A 19,349-nucleotide genomic window follows, 5' to 3' on the forward strand; every position below is an offset into this window, starting at 1 on the left:
GGAAGCACCAATTGCCGAAGCTATTTACTCATTCGCTCATTATAAAATCAGACCAACTCAAATTCGTTCAGCATTTGCTTCACCGTTGGAACGTCGTTGAACATCAACACATCGACGATGGAAAGCCAGGGAACAAACTCATTCTGAAACTGGGGGTATTCAACCCGCTTCGACTGAATGAAAAACAATTCGATTCCGGCGTCGGCAAACAAGGGCCGGTCGTACAATTCCATTCCACCAATGGGATTGATGTACCGATCGGCTTTTTCCTGCCGACAAATATCCAGAATCCGTTCCTGCGCTTTCAAATGATCGTTCTGGTAACGCTCCGACGACGGGACGATCTCCGTCTGAATGCCGAGGTAATCGTTCAGCAAAACAAAACTCTCGCGCACCAGATCCGCAATGGTACGAGCCTCCAAGTTTACGATTTTTTCCAGTATGGGGTAAACCGTTGCGTAAAAAGGCGCTTTCCGATAACTCTGCCCAACCGTTTGCAGCAGTTTGGAGCGCCATTTTGGATCATCGCTCAGGCCGATATCACCAATTCGCTTGTTCTGACTGGCATCCTTGAGCGGAACCGTGATCAGGTGATCTTTGCCGTTGACCAGAATCCGGTTCCGGTTTACCCAGCCCCGGTTGATGAACGCAACATCATCGTAAAAGATAAACTTATCAACGGTATTCATCAGTTGCAGGTAGCCGATGTAGGGCAGGAAATAAGGCTGCATGATGGCAATAGTCATATCCGTTGGTGTGTTTACTTAAGCTTACGTAAATAATAATCTTCACCGGGCACAATCAGGTGTGTCATGGTGGTATCGGTACCCAGTCTAAGGTCTCCCGGCTGGGGCTTGATGACGTTTTTCGAGAAAAACAGGTAATCCGCTTCTTTCGGAATGGGCTGAACACCCTTCTCGAACGGATTGATCGGAATCAGCTTACGGGTTAGCTCTTTGCCATATAGCGGATACTCAAAATCATCGTTGATGGTACCCAGCGCCACCGTGGCGTTTTCCGGAACCAGCTCGTCGAACCGCTTGTAAGGAACGTAGCTATCAGGCCGGAACATCATCTGCAAATACATCCGCTCGGCCTGAAATGCCGATGGACGACCGTAGGCCGAAAGCGGCAGACAACGTTCGTTCAGGAAAACCGTTAGTAGGGCCGACAGGCAGCCGATCAGGATGACCACACCCACGTACGATTTAAGCAGCACCCGACCTGGTTGCTGGATACTCAGCCAGCGATTCGTAAAAAGCAGCGGCAGAAATAGCGAACCCAGCAAGCCAGTTTCGATAAAATACCGTCCTTTGAATGGGTCGTAAGGCGCGGAATAGGAGAGAGCTAGGAAATGCAGGGCAAAAGCAAGCGCTAAAAAAAAGTGGGCTTTGGAGCGCATCAAACCGAGCAAAGAGACCAGTACCAAAGGCAGAATCAGGCCAAAGCCGATGATGCCCCAGTAGGGATTGGCGTTGTAAAACTCGAAGCGTCGGCTGAAAACAAAGGGGAAAATGGTGAAATCAGTTTCTTCATCCAGCCGCATTTTCATCACTTCCTCCAGCTTGACCAACGGTTTTCGCATGTTTACATTCAGGTCGAGACCCCACTGGGTGTTACGCAACCCGTCCAGGTTCACGTGGTCGTACCCGTAGCGCACCACATTCCGGCTGCCTTGTTCCAACAAGTTGCTCAGAGTTCGCGCCCGTTCGACCGATTGGTGTCGCAGGGAAGTGGGCGGACCAATGGGGTGGCCAAATACTTCGATGTTTTTCAGGTATCCCGTGGGCAGCATCCACAAACACACGCCCACCACAAAGGCGGGGATGGCGTATTTCAGCCGATCCACAAAAATGGAAACCGTGGGTGCCCAGAAAACCGTATACACCATGATGACAAATAAAGAAGGCATCAGCAGGGTAAACGTAATTTTATGGCCGTACGCAATGCCGTAGGCCATTCCGGCCAGGTACAAAAATCGCACATCGCGTGATGCGGGTGTTCCGGATTCGCGGAAGGAAAACAGGAAGTAAATGAAGCTTCCCATGTAAGCCGTCAGAACAATATCGGTTTCGGTGGTCACGGCCTGCATCAGAAAATCGGGCAGCAGTGCGTAACACAGGGCCGCAAAAAAGCTGGCCGAGAGGTTACGGCCAATGCGTTGCGAAATACCAAAAACCGCTACAATCGCCATCCAGTAGGATAAATGATGCACCAGTTTGAACGCATTCTCAAAACGTCCTGTAATCAGAAACGAATAAATCTGGATGGTGCAGACGCTTTTTGGGTACGTGTCGATATTCCAGTTGGTACCGCCGAAATGCCGCATGGTGCCGCGCTGGATGTACTGCATAACCCGGTTGAGGTGACCGGTCATACTGTCCCACTCGTTGGGGGGCGTCCATAAAACGAGCAACAGATTGGTAACAGCAATAATGACCAATGTTGCCAGTAGCGCAGCAAACAGGATTTTCAGGTAAGACGACAGCGAGCCGTACCAGTCGGTAAACGTTTCCCGTCGTTCCTGAAACAGCCGCCGGACCGACCAGCGTTTCTGTTTGACCAGCAGGCCGAAGATGATTCGTAAAACCGTAGTGGTCAGAAAGACCGAAATGGCCCAAACGGGCGTTGAGGCTGTCAGGTATAAGGCCGACAGGCAAAAGCCCGTCAGAATAATGCTTCCGGTAAACAGGATAAAAGAAACCAGCAGCCACTCGGTCAGCGACCGTCGGCTGATACCGGCTGCGGTGTTGCCAATGTAAACAACGAACAGGGCAAACGTAAGCAGGTAAATCAGTGTCAAGACTTAAAGGAGTTGGTTAATAATCGTACAAACCTGATCAATCACCGCTTCTTCCAGGTCCGGGTACATCGGCAGGCACAGGGCCCGGAGCGCAATGTCTTCGGAAATGGGACAGGGCTGGGTGCTTTTCAGGAACGGTAGGGTGTTCAGGGACGGGTAAAAATACCGGCGGGGATTGATCTTCACCTGTTCCAGCGCAGCTTTTACTTCCAGCAGTTTTGCCTCCGACTCCAACACAATTGGGTAGTAGGCATAATTGTACTCCGTTCCGGGCTGGATCACGGGACGCTGCAAACGGGAAAAGTTCAGTTGGGCGTCGTACCGCGCAAACCGTTCTTTACGGGCTTCGATCAGGTCCGCCACGCGGGGCAGTGTACACAGTCCCATCGCGGCATGGAATTCTGAATTTTTACCGTTGATACCGACGTCATAATAATCGTCGAATCGGTGGCCGAAACTGCGATACAGGTTGAGCTTTTCGGTTACTTCGGGATCGTGGGAAACCACCAGCCCGCCTTCGACGGTATGAAACACCTTCGTGGCGTGGAAGCTACAAGTGCTGATGTCGCCGTACGCCAGGGCCGATTTTCCCTTATACGTAACGCCGAACGAATGAGCCGCGTCGTAAATAACTTTCAGATTGTGCTTTTTCGCCACGGCTTCAATAGCATCGATCTGGCAGAGATTACCGTAGACATGGGTGGCCAGAATGGCTTCCGTGTTTTCTGTAATAAGGGCCTCGATCTTCAGCGGATCAATCGTGTAGTCTTCCGCGCGAACGTCGGCAAACACCGGGGTACAGTTTTCCCACACAATTGCGTTCGTACTGGCACAGTACGAAAAGGGCGTCGTGATGATCTCTTTCGTAATGCCCAGCGCCTTGATGGCCATTTGAAGGACGATGGTACCATTGCTGCAAAAATGCAGTTGATCGATGCCAAGGTAGCTTTTCAGCTCCTCTTCCAGTTGTCGAACAAGCGGACCATTATTGGTCAGGTGGACACGTTCCCAGATACCCTCGAGGTGTTTGACGTATTCTTCGAGGGGCGGCAGGTATGATTTGGTGATGTTAATCATTCAGAATATTTTCTTCCATCATTTCGGCGTGGAACTTCAATTGGGGCCGGACGAAACCAGGCCATTTGCCATACCAGGCCACGCCGTCGCGGTAGTCAGCAACGTCAAAGATAAGTCCTTCTTCCATATTGTAGAGGGGAGTGGCCGTATCTTTAACAATCATCATGGAAACGTTATACGTTCCATCGTTTAAAAAATGACCCGGAATCACGCACTCGCTGGTGATTAATCCTTTTCCGAACGGTTGCGACTGCGTACCGACGTTAAAAATACATTCGCCGGTCATGGAATACAGGTGCAGGCTCAAGTTCAGGTTAGCCCGGTCCATGAGGTTCCAGTACTCAAACCGAATGCGGAAAGGAGTTCGAACGTCGATAAAAGTTTGATTGTCGACGTATTCCGGTACAATTTCGATTTTTTTAACCCGCACCAGGTCGTTACCAGGGGCTTCTTCCGGCGTACTCCATTCGCGAATAAGCCGGGTTTTGGTAATCTTGCTCAGGTATGAAGCCACCACCTGATTGGTTTCGCCCTGCTCAATCAGCCGACCCCGTTCGAAGAACAGCGACCGGTTGCAGAGCGCCTGAACGGCGGTCATGTTGTGGCTAACGAACAGAATGGTTCGGCCCGTAGAGGCTACATCCCGCATTTTGCCGAGGCTTTTCTTCTGAAATTCGGCGTCACCTACGGCCAAAACTTCGTCAATGATCAGAATTTCAGGATTTAAGTGGGCGGCAATGGCGAAGCCCAGCCGGACGTACATGCCCGACGAGTACCGTTTTACGGGCGTATCCAGGAATTTTTCAATACCACCAAAATCGACGATTTCGTCAAATTGACGGCGAATTTCATCCCGGCTCATCCCGAGAATCGCTCCATTGAGGAAGATGTTTTCACGGCCGGTTAGCTCGGGGTGAAAACCGGTGCCTACTTCGAGCAGACTGGCCACACGGCCCCGGATGTTGATGCGGCCGGTAGTAGGTTCGGTAATCCGGCTGAGAATTTTCAGCAGGGTTGATTTTCCGGCCCCGTTATGACCCACAATGCCAATCCGATCACCCTGTTCGATGGAAAAATCGATGTCTTTCAGCGCCCAGAAGTCTTCGTGCTCAATGTGCTCGTGTTCCGGGTTACTCTTCCCGCCGAAAAGTTTGTTGATCTGTTCGGTCAGGGCATCTTTAATGCTCGAACTTCCTTTCCCCTTTTTATGGTCGATGATGTAACGTTTGCCGATATTTTCTGCTGTGATGACCGCCATAGTTGACTAAGTTGCAAGTTGCTTTTCTTCAATACGTTGGTTTAGGAGTAGACGGAGTTGGGTCCTGCCAAAACCGGAAACAAACAACTTAATGTTAGATTTCGTCCACAAACGTATTTTCCCGCTTGCGGAAAAAATAGATCGCGACAATGAGAAAAACGCCGATGATCAGTACAGAATTGATCACACTGGTCGGATTGAAAAAAGCGTTTTCGCCCAGTAAAGACCATTTAAAACCGTCGATGATCCCTACCATCGGGTTGAGGTAATAAATAGGATGCCACCACTCACCGGCATTGGCTTCTACCAGCCGGCTGCTGTAAGCAATCGGGCAAGCGTAAAAACCGATCTGGACAATAAACGGAATCAATTGGCCAATATCCCGGAAGCGAACGTTCAATACCGCAAAGATAAGGCCAAACGCAAACGATCCCAGCAGTGCCAGCAGGATAAAGAAAGGCAGAAACAGAATATGCCAGTCGGGCCAGAACTGATACCAGATGGCCAGGATAACGAACAGCGCCAGGGAGACCAGAAAATCGATAAAGCTGACAAAAGAGGAACTGAGCGGCATAATAAGCCGCGGAAAGTAGACTTTGGTGACCAAATTAGCATTGGTGGTGATACTGGTGCTGATCTGGGTAAAGGCGTTCGAAAAGAAGGTCCAGATGGTCAGACCTGCCAGAATCATGAGAGGATACGGAATGCCAGGATCACCCTTCAGTTTGGCCACTTTGCTGAATACAAAAAACATAATCAGCATCGTAATCAAGGGACGGATCAGACTCCAGGAGGTGCCAAGGATGGTTTGTTTGTAGCGGACAGAGAGATCCCGCATGGATAATATATAGAGCAACTCCCGATTCCGCCACAAATCACGCCAGTAATTTTTTTCGGACCGGCCTGATTCGATAACCACTTCATGTGTTTTCACAAACTTTTCTTCAAATGTATGGTGAGTGATAAATTGGTACTGGATTGAGGCCCCAAGATAAGCAAGAACGGTGAATTCATTGATTCACCGTTCTGTTTTGTTATTCACCGCAATCAGCTTTGCATGATGCTGTGGTAAGTCTGTCGGAGGAAAATAAAGATTAATCCCAGCATGAGCCCCAGCACCAACCCGGCCTGCATGGCGTACGGTTCGTGCGCTTCCTTATACAACGGCAAAGAAACCGGTTCGACAATGGTAAACAACGGCGCTTCCTTGATCAGGCTGAGTCGCAGGTTGTCGGCACTGGTGACGGCCGAATAATACAATTGTTGCAGGAACGTGGAGTTACGGGTCAGTTTGGTTTGTTGTAACTGACCTTCGGCAACAACAACCTGCTGGTTCTGGTCGATATAGCGGGCCAGCCGGGAGTCGTTCTGCCCCAATACCGCCCCCAGTGAATCCACCCGGTGCTCCATCAGGTCCAGCATCTCCTTGGTTTTTTTGGTTTGTTTTTCCGTGTAATCGGCCTGGACAATGTCCAGCAGGATATTGGCCCAGGTGGCGGCCAGGTATTCCGAGTGCATCCCCGTCCGCAGTGTCAGGAAGGACGATTTCCGATCGAGCTGCGCAATGGTGGTTTCACCTTTGATCCGCGTGACCACACCGTCCAGTGCTTTTCGCTCTAGCCGGGTGAAGTCTTTTACTAATTTACCCCGTGGAAACTGGAAGTTCCGCAGCGTGTCATCATCTTCCCATTCATCGTCCTTGATGCCACTCTTCCGAATGTAGTAGTTGATCATGAGGTCCTTTTGCCCTTTGATCGACGAGGTATCAATTTCCATCATCAGGGAACGGGTCAGGATGGGTTTCGAAACCACATAGTACATGAAGTTTTCGCCCGTAAAGATGTTGGCGTCGGGTGCTCCGGCTGATAGCCCGAACATGCTCGCAATGCCCCCCAGTTCGCCCAGACCGCCCTGGCCGGAACCTCCACCCAGGTTGAAGGTAATGGCGGCTGTGTAGGTTGGCCGTTTGTCCAGGTTCAGATCAACGATAAAACCGATGATCCCGCAGACGAGCATAAAGCCCACCAGCAACTTCCAGCTGCGGGCCAACTGGTTCTTGAACAGGATAAACCGATTCACCACTTCCTTTGGAGAAATCTGGTCGGGTGGAAGCTGGTTTTGGTTCGTGTTTCTTGAATCGATGGTTTCCATATGACTAAATAACCGTGATTATTGGGTTAATGCTCTGAAGGCCAAAATGGTCGTGACAAGTCCCATTACTGAACCGATGATACCGGTGGTGCTTTGGAGAACCTGTAGCGGAGTCAGCTCACCCTTCGTCGATTGTGGAACGATGATTTCTGAGCCTGGTTCAACGCGCGGATACACATTGAAAAACGCAAACCGACGGGTACGGTCGGCCGAACCGTTGGCATACACTACATAAGCACGCTTGCGCGCCGAACGACTGGTAAACCCACCGGCCTGCGAAATGTAATCCTGAAACGACTGACCCCGACGGAATTTGGCCGTTGTAGGCAGCAATACTTCGCCACCGACCCGAACCGTTTCCAGTTGCTTCGGAATGCGCAGAATGTCGCCTTGCTGCAAAATCATGTCTTCTGCCGAGCCGGGGGCGTTCAGAATTTTCCGAAGGCTAATCCCGATGTTTTGCTGGGTGTCAACAACAGCTGCTTCGGGACGCACCACGGCTCTTGGGCTGTCATCAGCCAATTCCGTAATGGTTTGCTGGCGCAGTTCGCGTTCAGCTTCGCTCAGTTGAATGCTCCGGACCAGCGTGGCACCTTCTACGTAGGCAAATGGAGACAGACCACCGGCCATTTTTACCAGATCCGAGATGCGCTGGTCCTTGGTAATCAGCGGATAATCGCCAGGCATTACCACCTCGCCATCAACCTGCACGAAGGTTTGTTCCTGGTAGTTGGGCGACCGGCGTACAATCACCTGATCGTAGGGGAACAGGGGAAATTTGCTGTCGGTTGATTTGATGCTCAGGTCGCGATCTACATTAAACCGGAAGATTTCCGAAATCTGGGCTGATTTTGACGTGATGTCCACATCTTTTTTCCGGCGTACCACCTCAATCTGAGCCGCTGCTGCTGATTCACGTAAGCCGCCGGCGCGCAGAATCAGGTCTTCGAGGGTCATATTAGCCACGTAAGGCGTCGATGGGATCGGGGTGATTACTTCGCCCGTAATGCTGATCTCGGCGAATTCGGCCATCTCAAACCGCGACGGAATAATGATCTGATCTTCCCGTCTCAGCTCAACATCCGGCTCCGTACCGTTCAGAATATTCGTCAGGTTGAGCGAAATGTTTTCAATCGCCATGTCGTCGCGGGTCCGTACAATCTGAACCCGGCCCGTAAAGGCTTCTCCCTTCAGTCCTTCGGCACTTTTGATCAGCTGGGTCAGGGTTTTATTTTGATCCAGTGAGAAAATACCGGGCCGGAAAACCGCTCCCTGAATCCCCACCTGGTTTTCGTACCGGACCAGAACGGTTTCAACCGTTACCTGGTCACCATCGGCCATGACAAAGTTTGGAAATTCGGACTCGACTACATCAATCACTTTCAGCTCGCGGTTGGTAAAGCGCGTTACTTTGATCCGGGCTTTGTAGGCGTTGCTGGAAAAACCACCCGACAGCTCCAGGAGACGGGACATGGGCTCGCCCGGCAACAGTTCGAAAATATTGTTACGCCGGGTTGCACCGTTGATTTCAACGTGGGATTTGAAGGTGGCAAACCGGATGTTGTCATTATCCTGCAGACGGACATCGTTGCGTTGGATACCTGTAATCAGCAGGTCGTACAGGTCCAGTGTTGCAATAACCCGATTATTCCGAATCACCTGCACGTTCCGGAAGGATCCGATTTCGTTAGGACCACCGGCCTGATAAATCACGTTCAGGGCGGTTGAGAGAGACGAAACCGTGTAGGTTCCCGGGCGAATCGCTTCACCCGTTACGGATACCCGGATGCTGCGGATATCGCCGAGCGTCACCACCATATAGGTGTTGGCCGGGCCGTAAGGGCCGCTTTTCAAGCCCACATAAATTTTTGATAACCGGTCGAGAATTCGGCCCCGGGCCTGCTCAATGGTCAGGCCGGAAACGTGAATCGGACCCACGCGCTGCACGTAGATAAATCCGTCGGGATTCACCGTGGTTGGATAAGTAGCTTCCGAAAAACCGTAGATATTGATGTTCAACTGGTCATTGGGCCCTATCACATATCCTTTAGGGGTGGCAATGTTCAAGTTCGGTTGAAAAAGGCTCTGGTTGGCCGGATCATTGAAGAGCTGGTAACCAAACAGTTTCCGCCGTTGGGCCGCCAGTTCGCGTTCGCGCAGCAACTCCAGATCGGTTTTTAACGCATCCTCATTCTGATCAGGGTTGGCTTCATTGGTGGCGTTGGCACCGTTATTGACGCCGTCGAGCGTACCTTGCTGATTCGCACCCTGCTGGTTGGTACCCTGCCCGTTTTGGCCTTGTGTACCCTGGCCGGTAGTACCCGTTGACAGACCACGGCCGGTTTGTTGGGTTCCCTGGCCTTGTTGCGTTGCCCCGGTCGATTGGCCGCGGGTTCCCTGCTGATTGGCGCCGGGGACGGCACCGCCTTGTCCGCGGGTATTGGTACCGGTTTGACCTGGTAATGTGGTTCCGGCGGGAAGCTGGCCCTGACCGGGGCGAGGAACACCGGCGGGAAGTGTGGAGGGGGCCGACGTCGGAGCCGACGGCGCCTGAATGACCTGGGCTGCCGCGTCTAAACCGGTGCAAGCCAGTAAGACACCCAGAATGGTTTTGCGGAAAAATTGCATCGAAGAGTAGGCGAAAAATTTTGAGCTAATACAGTGGAAATGTGGTTTTTTTTGCATATTTTTAAGAAAGTATACGGCCGCATTTCGGCGCTCAATCTTATTGGCTGTTGGTTGCTGCTTGTACTAAAACGTCTATTGCCTTAATTTAACGCACTTTGCGCTACAAAGTAAACGAACTTTTGCTACTTTTTAAACATTTTCTTTTTAAACAGCAAAATTTCATATTTTGCGAACACGCACTCAATGCGATACCCCGTTTTCCGTCTTTATATACGGCTTTTTGGCGGTAAAAAGTTTTAATCAGTTTTTTAAATCACCGAATGGAGAGTAAGCAACAATACACGGAAGACAGTATCCGGTCGCTCGACTGGCGTGAACACATCCGGCTGCGGCCCGGTATGTACATTGGTAAACTGGGCGACGGCTCGGCAGCCGACGACGGTATTTACGTGTTGATCAAAGAAGTGATCGACAACTGTATCGACGAGCACGTCATGGGCAACGGAAAGCTCATTGATATCAAGGTAACGGATCACCGTGTGGAGGTTCGGGATTATGGCCGGGGCATTCCGCTGGGTAAAGTGGTGGATGTGGTGTCTAAAATCAATACCGGGGGCAAATACGATTCCGGCGCTTTTCAGAAGTCAGTTGGCCTGAACGGCGTTGGTACCAAAGCCGTCAATGCGCTGGCCACCTTTTTTCGGGTGCAGTCGTACCGGGAAGGCAAAACCGTCTGGGCTGAATTTGAGCGGGGCGTATTGATTCGCCAGGGCGAAGATACCACCAATCAACGCAACGGTACATTGGTGGTTTTTGAACCGGACAATACGGTTTTCAAGAACTTCCACTACATTCCTCAGTTCCTGGAAAACATGATCTGGAATTACTGTTACCTGAACGCCGGGTTAACGATCAATTTCAACGGTCAGAAGTTTGTTTCCCAGAACGGGTTGCTCGATTTGCTGCGCAACAAAACCGACGAGGAGGCCCTGCGGTATCCGATTATTCACCTGAAAGGCGGTGACATCGAAATTGCTATGACGCACGGTAATCAGTACGGTGAAGAATACTATTCGTTTGTTAACGGGCAATACACCACCCAGGGCGGAACCCACCTGGCGGCTTTGCGGGAAGGCGTTGTGAAAGCCATTCGGGAGTATTACAAGAAAGAATACGATGCATCGGATATTCGGGCGTCGATCATTGCCGCCATCAGCATTCGGGTACAGGAGCCGGTTTTCGAATCGCAAACCAAAACCAAACTGGGGTCTATCAACATGGCTCCGGACGAAAATAGCCCGACGGTGCGTTCGTTTGTGGTGGATTTCGTGAAGAATCACCTGGACAACTTCCTGCATATGAATTCTGAGACGCAGGATGCCCTCAAAAAACGGATCGAACAGTCGGAACGCGAACGGAAAGAGCTGGCCGGAATCAAGAAACTGGCCAACGATCGGGCGAAAAAAGCCAACCTGCACAACAAGAAACTGCGCGATTGCCGCAGCCACCTGCCCGATTTGAAAGCCGACGACCGGTATAACACGACCTTATTTATTACGGAAGGCGACTCGGCCAGTGGTTCCATTACCAAATCGCGGAACGTGTCGACGCAGGCGGTTTTCAGTCTGCGCGGAAAACCGTTGAACTGTTTCGGGCTGACGAAGAAAGTGGTGTATGAAAACGAGGAATTCAACCTGCTGCAACACGCACTGGATATTGAAGACGGGCTGGAAGGCTTGCGTTACAACCGTATTGTGATTGCGACGGATGCCGACGTGGACGGGATGCACATCCGGTTGCTGATGATGACCTTCTTTTTGCAATTCTTCCCGGACCTGGTTCGGAATGGTCACCTTTATATTCTGGAAACACCGCTGTTCCGGGTGCGGAATCCGAAAAACCACAAGGAGACGGTTTATTGCTATTCGGAGGAGGAAAAACAGGTGGCCATCAACAAACTGACGAAAGGCGGCAAAAAAGTCGAGATTACCCGGTTTAAGGGACTCGGCGAAATCTCACCGGACGAATTTGGACTGTTTATTGGCGATAACATGCGGCTGGAACCGGTGATCATGGAAAAAGAAACTTCCATTCCCAAACTGCTCAGCTATTACATGGGCAAAAACACCCCCGATCGACAGCGGTTTATCATCGACAACCTGCGGATTGAGAAGGACTTGGAGGAAGTGGCCCTGGTACTGAATTAAAAAGGAAGAGTGATGAGGTAAGAAGTAGTGTTGATTGCTTCAAATGCGGTAATCAACCGCCGGGCGGATATTTCTTACCTCATCACTCTTTACTTTTAACTCTTCTTCCAAACCCGTTCACTCAGGATCTCCTTCAACACCTGATCGTGGCGATTGCGGCTGCTAGGCAATGTGAAGGGTTGAGTTTTACCGCAGATGATTTTTTAGACTGAAATAGAGTCCAGATTGACCTGCACCCCGGTTTTTTCCATCCCGAAAATGAGTTATACCCGATCGTTGGGAGTGGGTTCGTCGAAAACTCCGCGCGGGAGTACTCACAGCGCGCAGAATGAACGGGATCGGATTCGGAAAAATTAAATCGGTAGTCTTATTTTTTGGGTACTTTTGTGCACTGAAGCTGTTCGTGAGCCGATAATTCGCCAAACCCGCGTTTTTCCGGTTGCCGCAGCCTTTTACCCAAAACGTTTTTGCCAGTGACGCTCGAATCCCTCCGTAACCAGATCGATAGTATCGACGACCAATTGCTGCAATTGCTGAACCAACGCATGGAAGTGGTGAAGCTGGTTGGCGAACTAAAAAAATCCAGCCAAACCGTTATCTACCGGCCCGAACGCGAGAAACAGATTCTCGACCGGTTGCATCAGTCGAGCAAGGGCCTACTGACCCCCTCAGCCATTGATGCGATTTACCTAGAAATCTTTGCGGTATCGCGCAATCTGGAAATGCCGGAGCGGGTGTCTTATCTGGGGCCGGAGGGCAGTTTTACCCATCAGGCCGCCGAGAGCCGGTTTGGGGCCATGAGCGAATACGTTGCGCTGCCCACGATCCGCTCGGTTTTTGAAAGCGTCGAGACGGGCCGGGCACGGTTTGGCGTTGTGCCGATTGAAAACAACCAGGAAGGTGTTGTAAACGAAACCATCGACCTGCTTTTTGAAAAGGATCTGGTGATTGCCGCCGAAGCGCAGATACCGGTGCATTTTACCTTCGCTACGCAAACCGATGTGCTGAGTGAAATCACGCACATTTATTCCAAAGACATTGCGTTTGGGCAGTGCAGCAAGTTTTTGCGGGATTACTTTGAGGGGTTGCCCGCCGTTATTACCCCGGTCGAATCGACTTCTAAAGCCGCCAAGCTGGCGGCCCAGCACCCGAAAGCCGCTGCCATTTGCTCCAACATTGCGTCCAAACTGTTCGGAGTGCCGGTATTATTTGACAATATTGAAGACACCGACCTGAACCGGACGCGGTTTCTGGTGCTGGCCAAAGATTTCGTGAATCAGAAAAGCGGTCACGACAAAACCACCATCGTGGCCCGGCTACCGAACACCAACAAACCGGGGGTGTTGGCGCAGTTTCTGCAGGAGTTTGACGCCCGCCATATCAACCTGACCAAAATCGAAAGCCGTCCGCTGCGCGAAGGAGCGACTTTCCGGTACTGGTTCCTGATTGAGTTTGAAGGCCACCTAAACGATCCTGGTGTTCAGGAAATTCTGCAACACCATTCCGCCGATGTGAAATGGCTGGGCAGCTACGTGAGGTCGCTGGGCTAATTTTGGGCTAACTTCGGACAATTAGCTGGTGCGGAATGATGACCTCTTCGCGGACGAAGTTTTTGGGATCGTTGATGGCTGAAAGCAGCAACTGAATAGCCTTTGTGCCCATTTCGTGCGGAAATTGCTCGATGGAGGCAATCGGTGGTTGCTCGAGGTACGAACAGAAAGGCAGATTGGAAAAGCTGACAAAATAAATATCCTGATTGATCACCAGACCTCGCTGGCGGCAAACCTGCATGGCATCCAGCGCCACGTAATCGTTAAAGGCCAGGATGGCCTGCGGAGGATCTGGAAGGTCAAGAAGTTCGTTCATTTTTCGGGCTGTATCTTCCCGCGTAAGGTTAACGCTGCGGACATACGCCCGGTTGATGGGTATGTGGTGCCGATTCATCACCGTCACATAGCCTTTGAGCCGCTCATCAGTAGCTTGCAGGGTGCCCGGCCCGTTGAGCAGCGCAATGCGGGATAAATTAAGCGAAACCAGGTATTCGACCGCTTCAATGGCGCCCGCCGTCAGGTCCACGTACACGCAGCTATTAGGCAGGTTTTTGGCCACCCGATCGAAGAAGACGATGGGAATGCCGTGTTTGTTGACTTCCAGAAAGTGGCTGTTATTCTGTGTTTCCGAAGAGAGGGAGACAATAATTCCGTCGATGCCGTGTTTGATCAGGTTACTGATGGCCAGCCGCTCCCGTTCGTAGTCGTTGCGGGATTGCATCACCACCACGCTGTACCCTTCGCGCATGGCCACATCTTCAATGGCCGAAATGGCCACTGAAAAAAACTGCTCCGTCAGAAACGGCAGAACCACGCCAATGTTGTGAGTGCGTCGGCGCTTCAAATTGATGGCGGTCGGATTCGGGACGTAATCCAGCCGCTTGGCCAATTCGTGCACACGCTCCCGGGTGCGGAGCCCGATACTGGGGTGATTCTGCAAGGCCCGGGATACCGTTGACACGGTAACGCCCAGTTGCCTGGCAATTTCTTTCATGGTGGTTGGAGTAACCATACGTTCCTGGTTTGTGGATCAACTCTTAAAAGTACAGAATTGGGTCAATTGTTCGGAAAACACGCAACCGATTGTGTAGCGTTAGACAATCGATTGTTTAACTACGTTATGGTTTTGTGGGGCAGTATAAAATTTTGAAAGTTGTGCATTAATTATAGTTTTGTTTCGATAGAAAACGATTGCGCAGCAGATAAGGCTTCTGCAACCTATTCCCGCGATTCATGAAATGGTTAAAAGGTGTACACAAGAACGCAACGAACATACTGATCGGTTGTATGGTACTGGTGACGGTTTCGGTTGTTGGGCAGGGTGTCGAAAACCTGCGGTTGATGGATTACCGTCCGCAGTCGATTTACCGAATCCCGAAAACGACCATTACCAAAGCAAAATTCCCGGTTATTGATGTGCATTCCCACGACTTTCTGGCCCGTTCCGGGGCCGACCTCAATCAATGGGTCAAGTTGATGGATCAGTGCGGAATCAAAAAGACCATCGTGCTCACGATGTCGACGGGTGCCCGGTTTGATTCGCTGGTGGCAAAATACAAAGCGCATCCCGATCGGTTTGATCTCTGGTGCGGTTTTGATTTTACGGGCTATAACAACGATCCTAAATGGACCGATCACGCCATCAAAGAGTTGGAACGGTGCCAGAAAATGGGGGCGAAAGGCATCGGGGAGGTGGGCGACAAGGGTCTGGGCCTCTTTTACGACCGACCCACGAAAGCCTACGGAATGCACATCGACGATCCGCGCATGAAACCGTTGCTGAAACGTTGCGGAGAGCTGGGTATGCCCATCAACATTCACGTGGCGGAGTCGTACTGGATGTATCAGAAAGTGGATTCGACCAACGACGGGCTGATCAATGCCGCCAAGTGGCACGTTTACCTGAACCAGCCCGATATTCTGAACCACGAGCAGATGATCAAAACGCTTGAAAACGCCGTGCGTGACAATCCCGGCACCACGTTTATTGCCTGCCATTTGGCAAATTGTGACTACGATTTGTCGATCCTGGGTAAGATGTTCGACCGGTATCCGAATCTGTATGCCGACATCTCGGCCCGTTACGGCGAAACGGCTACGATTCCGCGCTACATGAAGAAATTCTACGAACGGTATCAGGATCGGCTGCTTTACGGCACCGACATGGGCATCGACGACCACATGTACCAGACCACGTTCCGAATCCTGGAATCCGCCGATGAGCATTTTTATGAGGTTGAGCATTACAATTATCACTGGCCCCTGCACGGTTTCGACCTGAGCGATGAGGTACTGAAAAAATTATATTCCGAAAACGCGGAGAAGCTTCTGTACCGCAAAAAACGATGAACGGTTTTTTACGGTTTTCTGCCCCGAACCGGCGTATTATTCAATTCCATTAACTCGACAATCGCATGATTGCCATTACTGAACCCATCGTGCGCGCTAAACAAGCGGAATGCTATCTGGCCCATTGTCAAGCGAATCTGGACTCCGGCCTGGACCCTGTTCAGCAGTGGGCTGGTTTTTCTGGTGCTGGCATTTTTCATTTGGCTGGTCGAAATCCGCGGCTGGCGCCAGAGAACGGTTTGGCTGGTGGCCGTTGGAGCCAATTCGATGGGCGCTTACCTGACACACTGGACCATTCACGGCTGGATGCCGGATAATCTGCAAACTAATCTCGGTTGGTTGATCAGCGGTTTTGACGATGGTATGCAGCACCTGATTAGCGGCCCGCTGGCTTTTGCGCTGGCCTGGTACGTCCTCGTCTGGCTGTACGAGCGTGAGCTTTTTGTCCGGCTTTAGCAAGTCCTTTCGTCCTGGTCGGCTGGTTTCTCTTTTCAATAATGCCCCCGCAGAAATGTGATAGTTTCTGCGCAGAAGCGTATTTTTTAAATTTTAGTACATATCCATCAAACCAACTACGTATGAGAATGTCTTCCTGGTCGGCTTTTCTGCTGATCTCCATGCCACTGGCATTGCAATTAACCTCGTGCTGGAAACTGGCCGATCATCAGATTGAGCCAGACGGACCCGCCCGTAAATTTGTCATACCGGCCGCTAACGTCAGTACGCCCGCAGCCGTCGACGGCGTAAACATTAAGGATAATGTGGTCGATGGAAGTTTGTCCACTCGCTGGTCGGGTGAAGGTAATCCGCAGTTCATTACGTTGAATCTGGGTCAGAAAGGGCACATCGATTACATCCAGATGGGTTTTCATACGGGAGGGAACGCCACCCGGGTTTCGACATTCGACGTCGCGGTTTCGCTGGATAGCCTGAACTGGACCACCGTGTTGTCCAGCCAGAAAAGCGCCCCTGGCAATACCGATCTGCAAAAATTTGATTTTTCCAATCTGGAAGCAAAATACGTTCGGATTACCGGGTACGGCAATAGCCAGAGCGCCTGGAATAGTTACACCGAAATTGAAGTCTGGGGCTGGGGGCCAACAACGGAAGCGCCGGACGAAACCGGTGGGACGGGGGAGCCGCCTTACGTGGCTGGTACGATCGATGTGCTGGGCAACTGGGATACCGGCGACGCCAGCCAGTGGGACGGTATTACGGCGCACAAGGTAGCCGAACAGTTTTCGGTAGTTACCTCGCCGGTGCGACAGGGAACGCACGCAGCCCGGTTTATGGTTCGGCCCGGCGACAAAGTCCAGAAAGCCGACGGAACATTTACCAGCGGGGAGCGGGCCGAAGCGACGCTCTGGAATTACCAGCGCGAAACGCTCAACGACGAATATTATTATGGCTGGTCGACCTACTTCCCGGCAGACTGGACGGAGCCGAAGCAGTGGGGTATTTTCATGCAGTGGCACGCCCACACATCGATTGCTCCGCCGGTGGCGCTGAGTGCGCGGGCAAATAGTGTGCGCGTGGATGTCAGTTCAGGCAACATCGTGAATGCGTATCCGACGGAGTTTGAAAAGTCCTACACCATCCTGAACAACCTGAACAAAGGGCAATGGAATGATTTTATTGTCCGGATTAAATTCCGGCCCGATGCCACCGGGATTCTGGAAGTCTGGCATAAACTGAAATCGGAGAGTACGTTTAAACGGGTTTTATCACTAAAAAATATTCCGACGCTGCAATGGACTTCGAACGAGCGACAGTTGGAGTCATTGTATAAAATACCGTTTAAATTGAACGGAGTGGACGGGTTTACCACGGGATGTTATGTGCAACACGGTTTGTACCGGCAGGACACGCCCGCGGTGGATCAGGGCGGCAATATCAACGTGTTGTACCAGGACAACTGGAGTCGCGGGACGTCGTTCAGCGCCGTGAAAGCTACTTTTAATTAACTTGATCATAGTTTTAAATCCATACTCATGAACAGGGCGAGGAGAGAAGTTCGTTTCAAGACGGTTTTGCTGGCGGCAGCGGGTCTGCTTGGTGTTTGTGCCACAACGCAATCCGAATTCGCTGACGGTTTTTATTCGCGGAATGACTTTCAGAAAGTGCGCAAAATTGACGCGCATATTCACCTAAGTTCGGCAGATACGACGTTTATCGGGCAGGCGGCACGCGACAATTTTAGCCTGTTCACGGTCAATGTCGATGGCAAAACTTACCTCGACCAACGAAACCTCGCCCTGGCTCATGTCAAACAGTATCCGAAGCGGGTGGCTTTTGCAACGACGTTTACCGTCGGCAACTGGAACGATCCCGACTGGCAGCAGAAAACCATTGCCGATCTGACAGACTCGTTTGCGAAAGGAGCACTGGCGGTGAAAGTCTGGAAGGGCATCGGTATGGAGTTGCGGGATTCGGACGGTTCTTTCGTGATGATTGACGATCCGCGTTTCGATCCGATTTTTGACTTCATGGCAAAACACAAAATTCCGCTGATCAGTCACCAGGGCGAACCGAAAAACTGCTGGCTGCCGGTTTCGGACATGACCGTGGGATCGGCCAAACAGTATTTTACCCGCAATCCGCAGCATCACATGTATCTGCATCCAGCGTATCCGTCGTACGAAAAGCACATGGCCGCCCGGGATCACATGGTTGAAAAGCATCCCGACCTGGTCGTAATTGGCGCACACCTGGCCAGTCTGGAATGGAGCGTGGACGAGCTGGCCAAACGGCTGGACAAATACCCGAATCTGGCGGTCGACCTGGCGTCGCGGATGATGTACCTTCAGCACCAGGCCACCACCGACTGGCGGAAAGTTCGCGATTTTCTGATCAAGTACCAGGATCGAATCCTGTATGCCACCGACCGGGGAAATTGGGAAGGCGTTTACGACAGCAACGAAGCCCTGAACCGCGAACTGCACGATACGTGGGTGAGTGACTGGCAATTTTTAACCACGGATGAAATCATGACACACCGGCACGTAGTGGGCGAGTTCAAGGGAATGAAATTACCGCGCTCGGTTGTCGACAAACTTTACCGCAAGAATGCCGAACGTTGGATTCCGGGATTAGCAAAACTTCAGTGAGATGAAGTGCGTATATTGATATACGTTATTTATATTTTAACTATTTCCGTCTTTGTAAGCCTGACAGATGGCCCAGACGGGGTCGCCTAGACGGGGTCGCCTAGACGGGGTCGCCTAGACGGGGTCGCCTAGACGGGGTCGCCTAGACGGGGTCGCCTAGACGGGGTCGCCTAGACGGGGTCGCCTAGACGGGGTCGCCTAGACGGGGTCGCCTACGGG

General features: G+C 51.4%; 14 protein-coding genes. 6 read left to right on the top strand and 8 right to left on the bottom strand.

Going from position 1 to position 19,349, the window contains the following annotated elements; genetic code table 11:
• Positions 1-47: 47 nt before the first annotated feature.
• From ACYVH9_RS09670 to ACYVH9_RS09700, 7 genes are all read right to left on the bottom strand, one after another.
• Positions 48-746 (bottom strand): WbqC family protein, encoded by a 699-nt coding sequence (locus ACYVH9_RS09670; protein WP_460636103.1) that lies wholly within the window; start codon positions 744-746, stop codon positions 48-50.
• A 14-nt stretch (positions 747-760) separates the two neighbouring features.
• Positions 761-2,803, bottom strand: coding sequence for an ArnT family glycosyltransferase (locus ACYVH9_RS09675; RefSeq protein WP_460636104.1), 2,043 nt, complete (start codon positions 2,801-2,803; stop codon positions 761-763).
• A 3-nt stretch (positions 2,804-2,806) separates the two neighbouring features.
• A complete protein-coding gene (locus tag ACYVH9_RS09680; RefSeq protein ID WP_460636105.1) occupies positions 2,807-3,880 on the bottom strand; it encodes a DegT/DnrJ/EryC1/StrS family aminotransferase in 1,074 nt (357 codons plus the stop codon).
• Positions 3,873-5,138, bottom strand: a complete 1,266-nt coding sequence (locus ACYVH9_RS09685) for an ABC transporter ATP-binding protein (protein WP_460636106.1) — start codon at positions 5,136-5,138, stop codon at positions 3,873-3,875. Before ACYVH9_RS09685 ends, ACYVH9_RS09680 begins: the two co-directional genes overlap by 8 nt.
• Before the next feature lie 94 nt (positions 5,139-5,232).
• Positions 5,233-6,072: an ABC transporter permease gene (locus ACYVH9_RS09690; protein WP_460636107.1), complete on the bottom strand. Its 840-nt coding sequence runs from the start codon at positions 6,070-6,072 to the stop codon at positions 5,233-5,235.
• A 113-nt stretch (positions 6,073-6,185) separates the two neighbouring features.
• Positions 6,186-7,289, bottom strand: a complete 1,104-nt coding sequence (locus tag ACYVH9_RS09695; protein ID WP_460636108.1) for a hypothetical protein — start codon at positions 7,287-7,289, stop codon at positions 6,186-6,188.
• Positions 7,290-7,307: 18 nt separating this feature from the next.
• Complete coding sequence (locus ACYVH9_RS09700) at positions 7,308-9,917, bottom strand: polysaccharide biosynthesis/export family protein (protein WP_460636109.1); 2,610 nt, start codon at positions 9,915-9,917, stop codon at positions 7,308-7,310.
• A 320-nt stretch (positions 9,918-10,237) separates the two neighbouring features.
• Here ACYVH9_RS09700 and ACYVH9_RS09705 point away from each other — a divergent pair, with 320 nt between their 5' ends.
• Both ACYVH9_RS09705 and pheA read left to right on the top strand, forming a co-directional pair.
• Positions 10,238-12,124, top strand: coding sequence for a DNA topoisomerase IV subunit B (locus ACYVH9_RS09705; protein ID WP_460636110.1), 1,887 nt, complete (start codon positions 10,238-10,240; stop codon positions 12,122-12,124).
• Between the two features lie 473 nt (positions 12,125-12,597).
• Positions 12,598-13,674 (top strand): prephenate dehydratase, encoded by a 1,077-nt coding sequence (gene pheA, locus ACYVH9_RS09710; RefSeq protein WP_460636111.1) that lies wholly within the window; start codon positions 12,598-12,600, stop codon positions 13,672-13,674.
• A gap of 7 nt (positions 13,675-13,681) precedes the next feature.
• On the opposite strand, the gene ACYVH9_RS09715 is transcribed toward pheA, so the two are convergent.
• Entirely contained in the window at positions 13,682-14,686 is a 1,005-nt protein-coding gene (locus ACYVH9_RS09715; RefSeq protein WP_460636112.1) for a LacI family DNA-binding transcriptional regulator, read from the bottom strand.
• Between the two features lie 221 nt (positions 14,687-14,907).
• On the opposite strand from ACYVH9_RS09715, the gene ACYVH9_RS09720 reads away from it, so the two are divergent.
• The 4 genes from ACYVH9_RS09720 to ACYVH9_RS09735 all read left to right on the top strand — a co-directional run bounded on the left by ACYVH9_RS09720 (position 14,908) and on the right by ACYVH9_RS09735 (position 19,130).
• A complete protein-coding gene (locus ACYVH9_RS09720) occupies positions 14,908-16,023 on the top strand; it encodes an amidohydrolase family protein (protein WP_460636113.1) in 1,116 nt (371 codons plus the stop codon).
• A 69-nt stretch (positions 16,024-16,092) separates the two neighbouring features.
• Complete coding sequence (locus ACYVH9_RS09725; protein ID WP_460636114.1) at positions 16,093-16,479, top strand: hypothetical protein; 387 nt, start codon at positions 16,093-16,095, stop codon at positions 16,477-16,479.
• A 122-nt stretch (positions 16,480-16,601) separates the two neighbouring features.
• Complete coding sequence (locus ACYVH9_RS09730) at positions 16,602-17,987, top strand: heparin lyase I family protein (protein WP_460636115.1); 1,386 nt, start codon at positions 16,602-16,604, stop codon at positions 17,985-17,987.
• Positions 17,988-18,014: 27 nt separating this feature from the next.
• Positions 18,015-19,130 (top strand): amidohydrolase family protein, encoded by a 1,116-nt coding sequence (locus ACYVH9_RS09735; protein WP_460636116.1) that lies wholly within the window; start codon positions 18,015-18,017, stop codon positions 19,128-19,130.
• Positions 19,131-19,349 lie beyond the last annotated feature (219 nt).

The sequence above is a fragment of the Larkinella harenae genome (assembly GCF_054780515.1).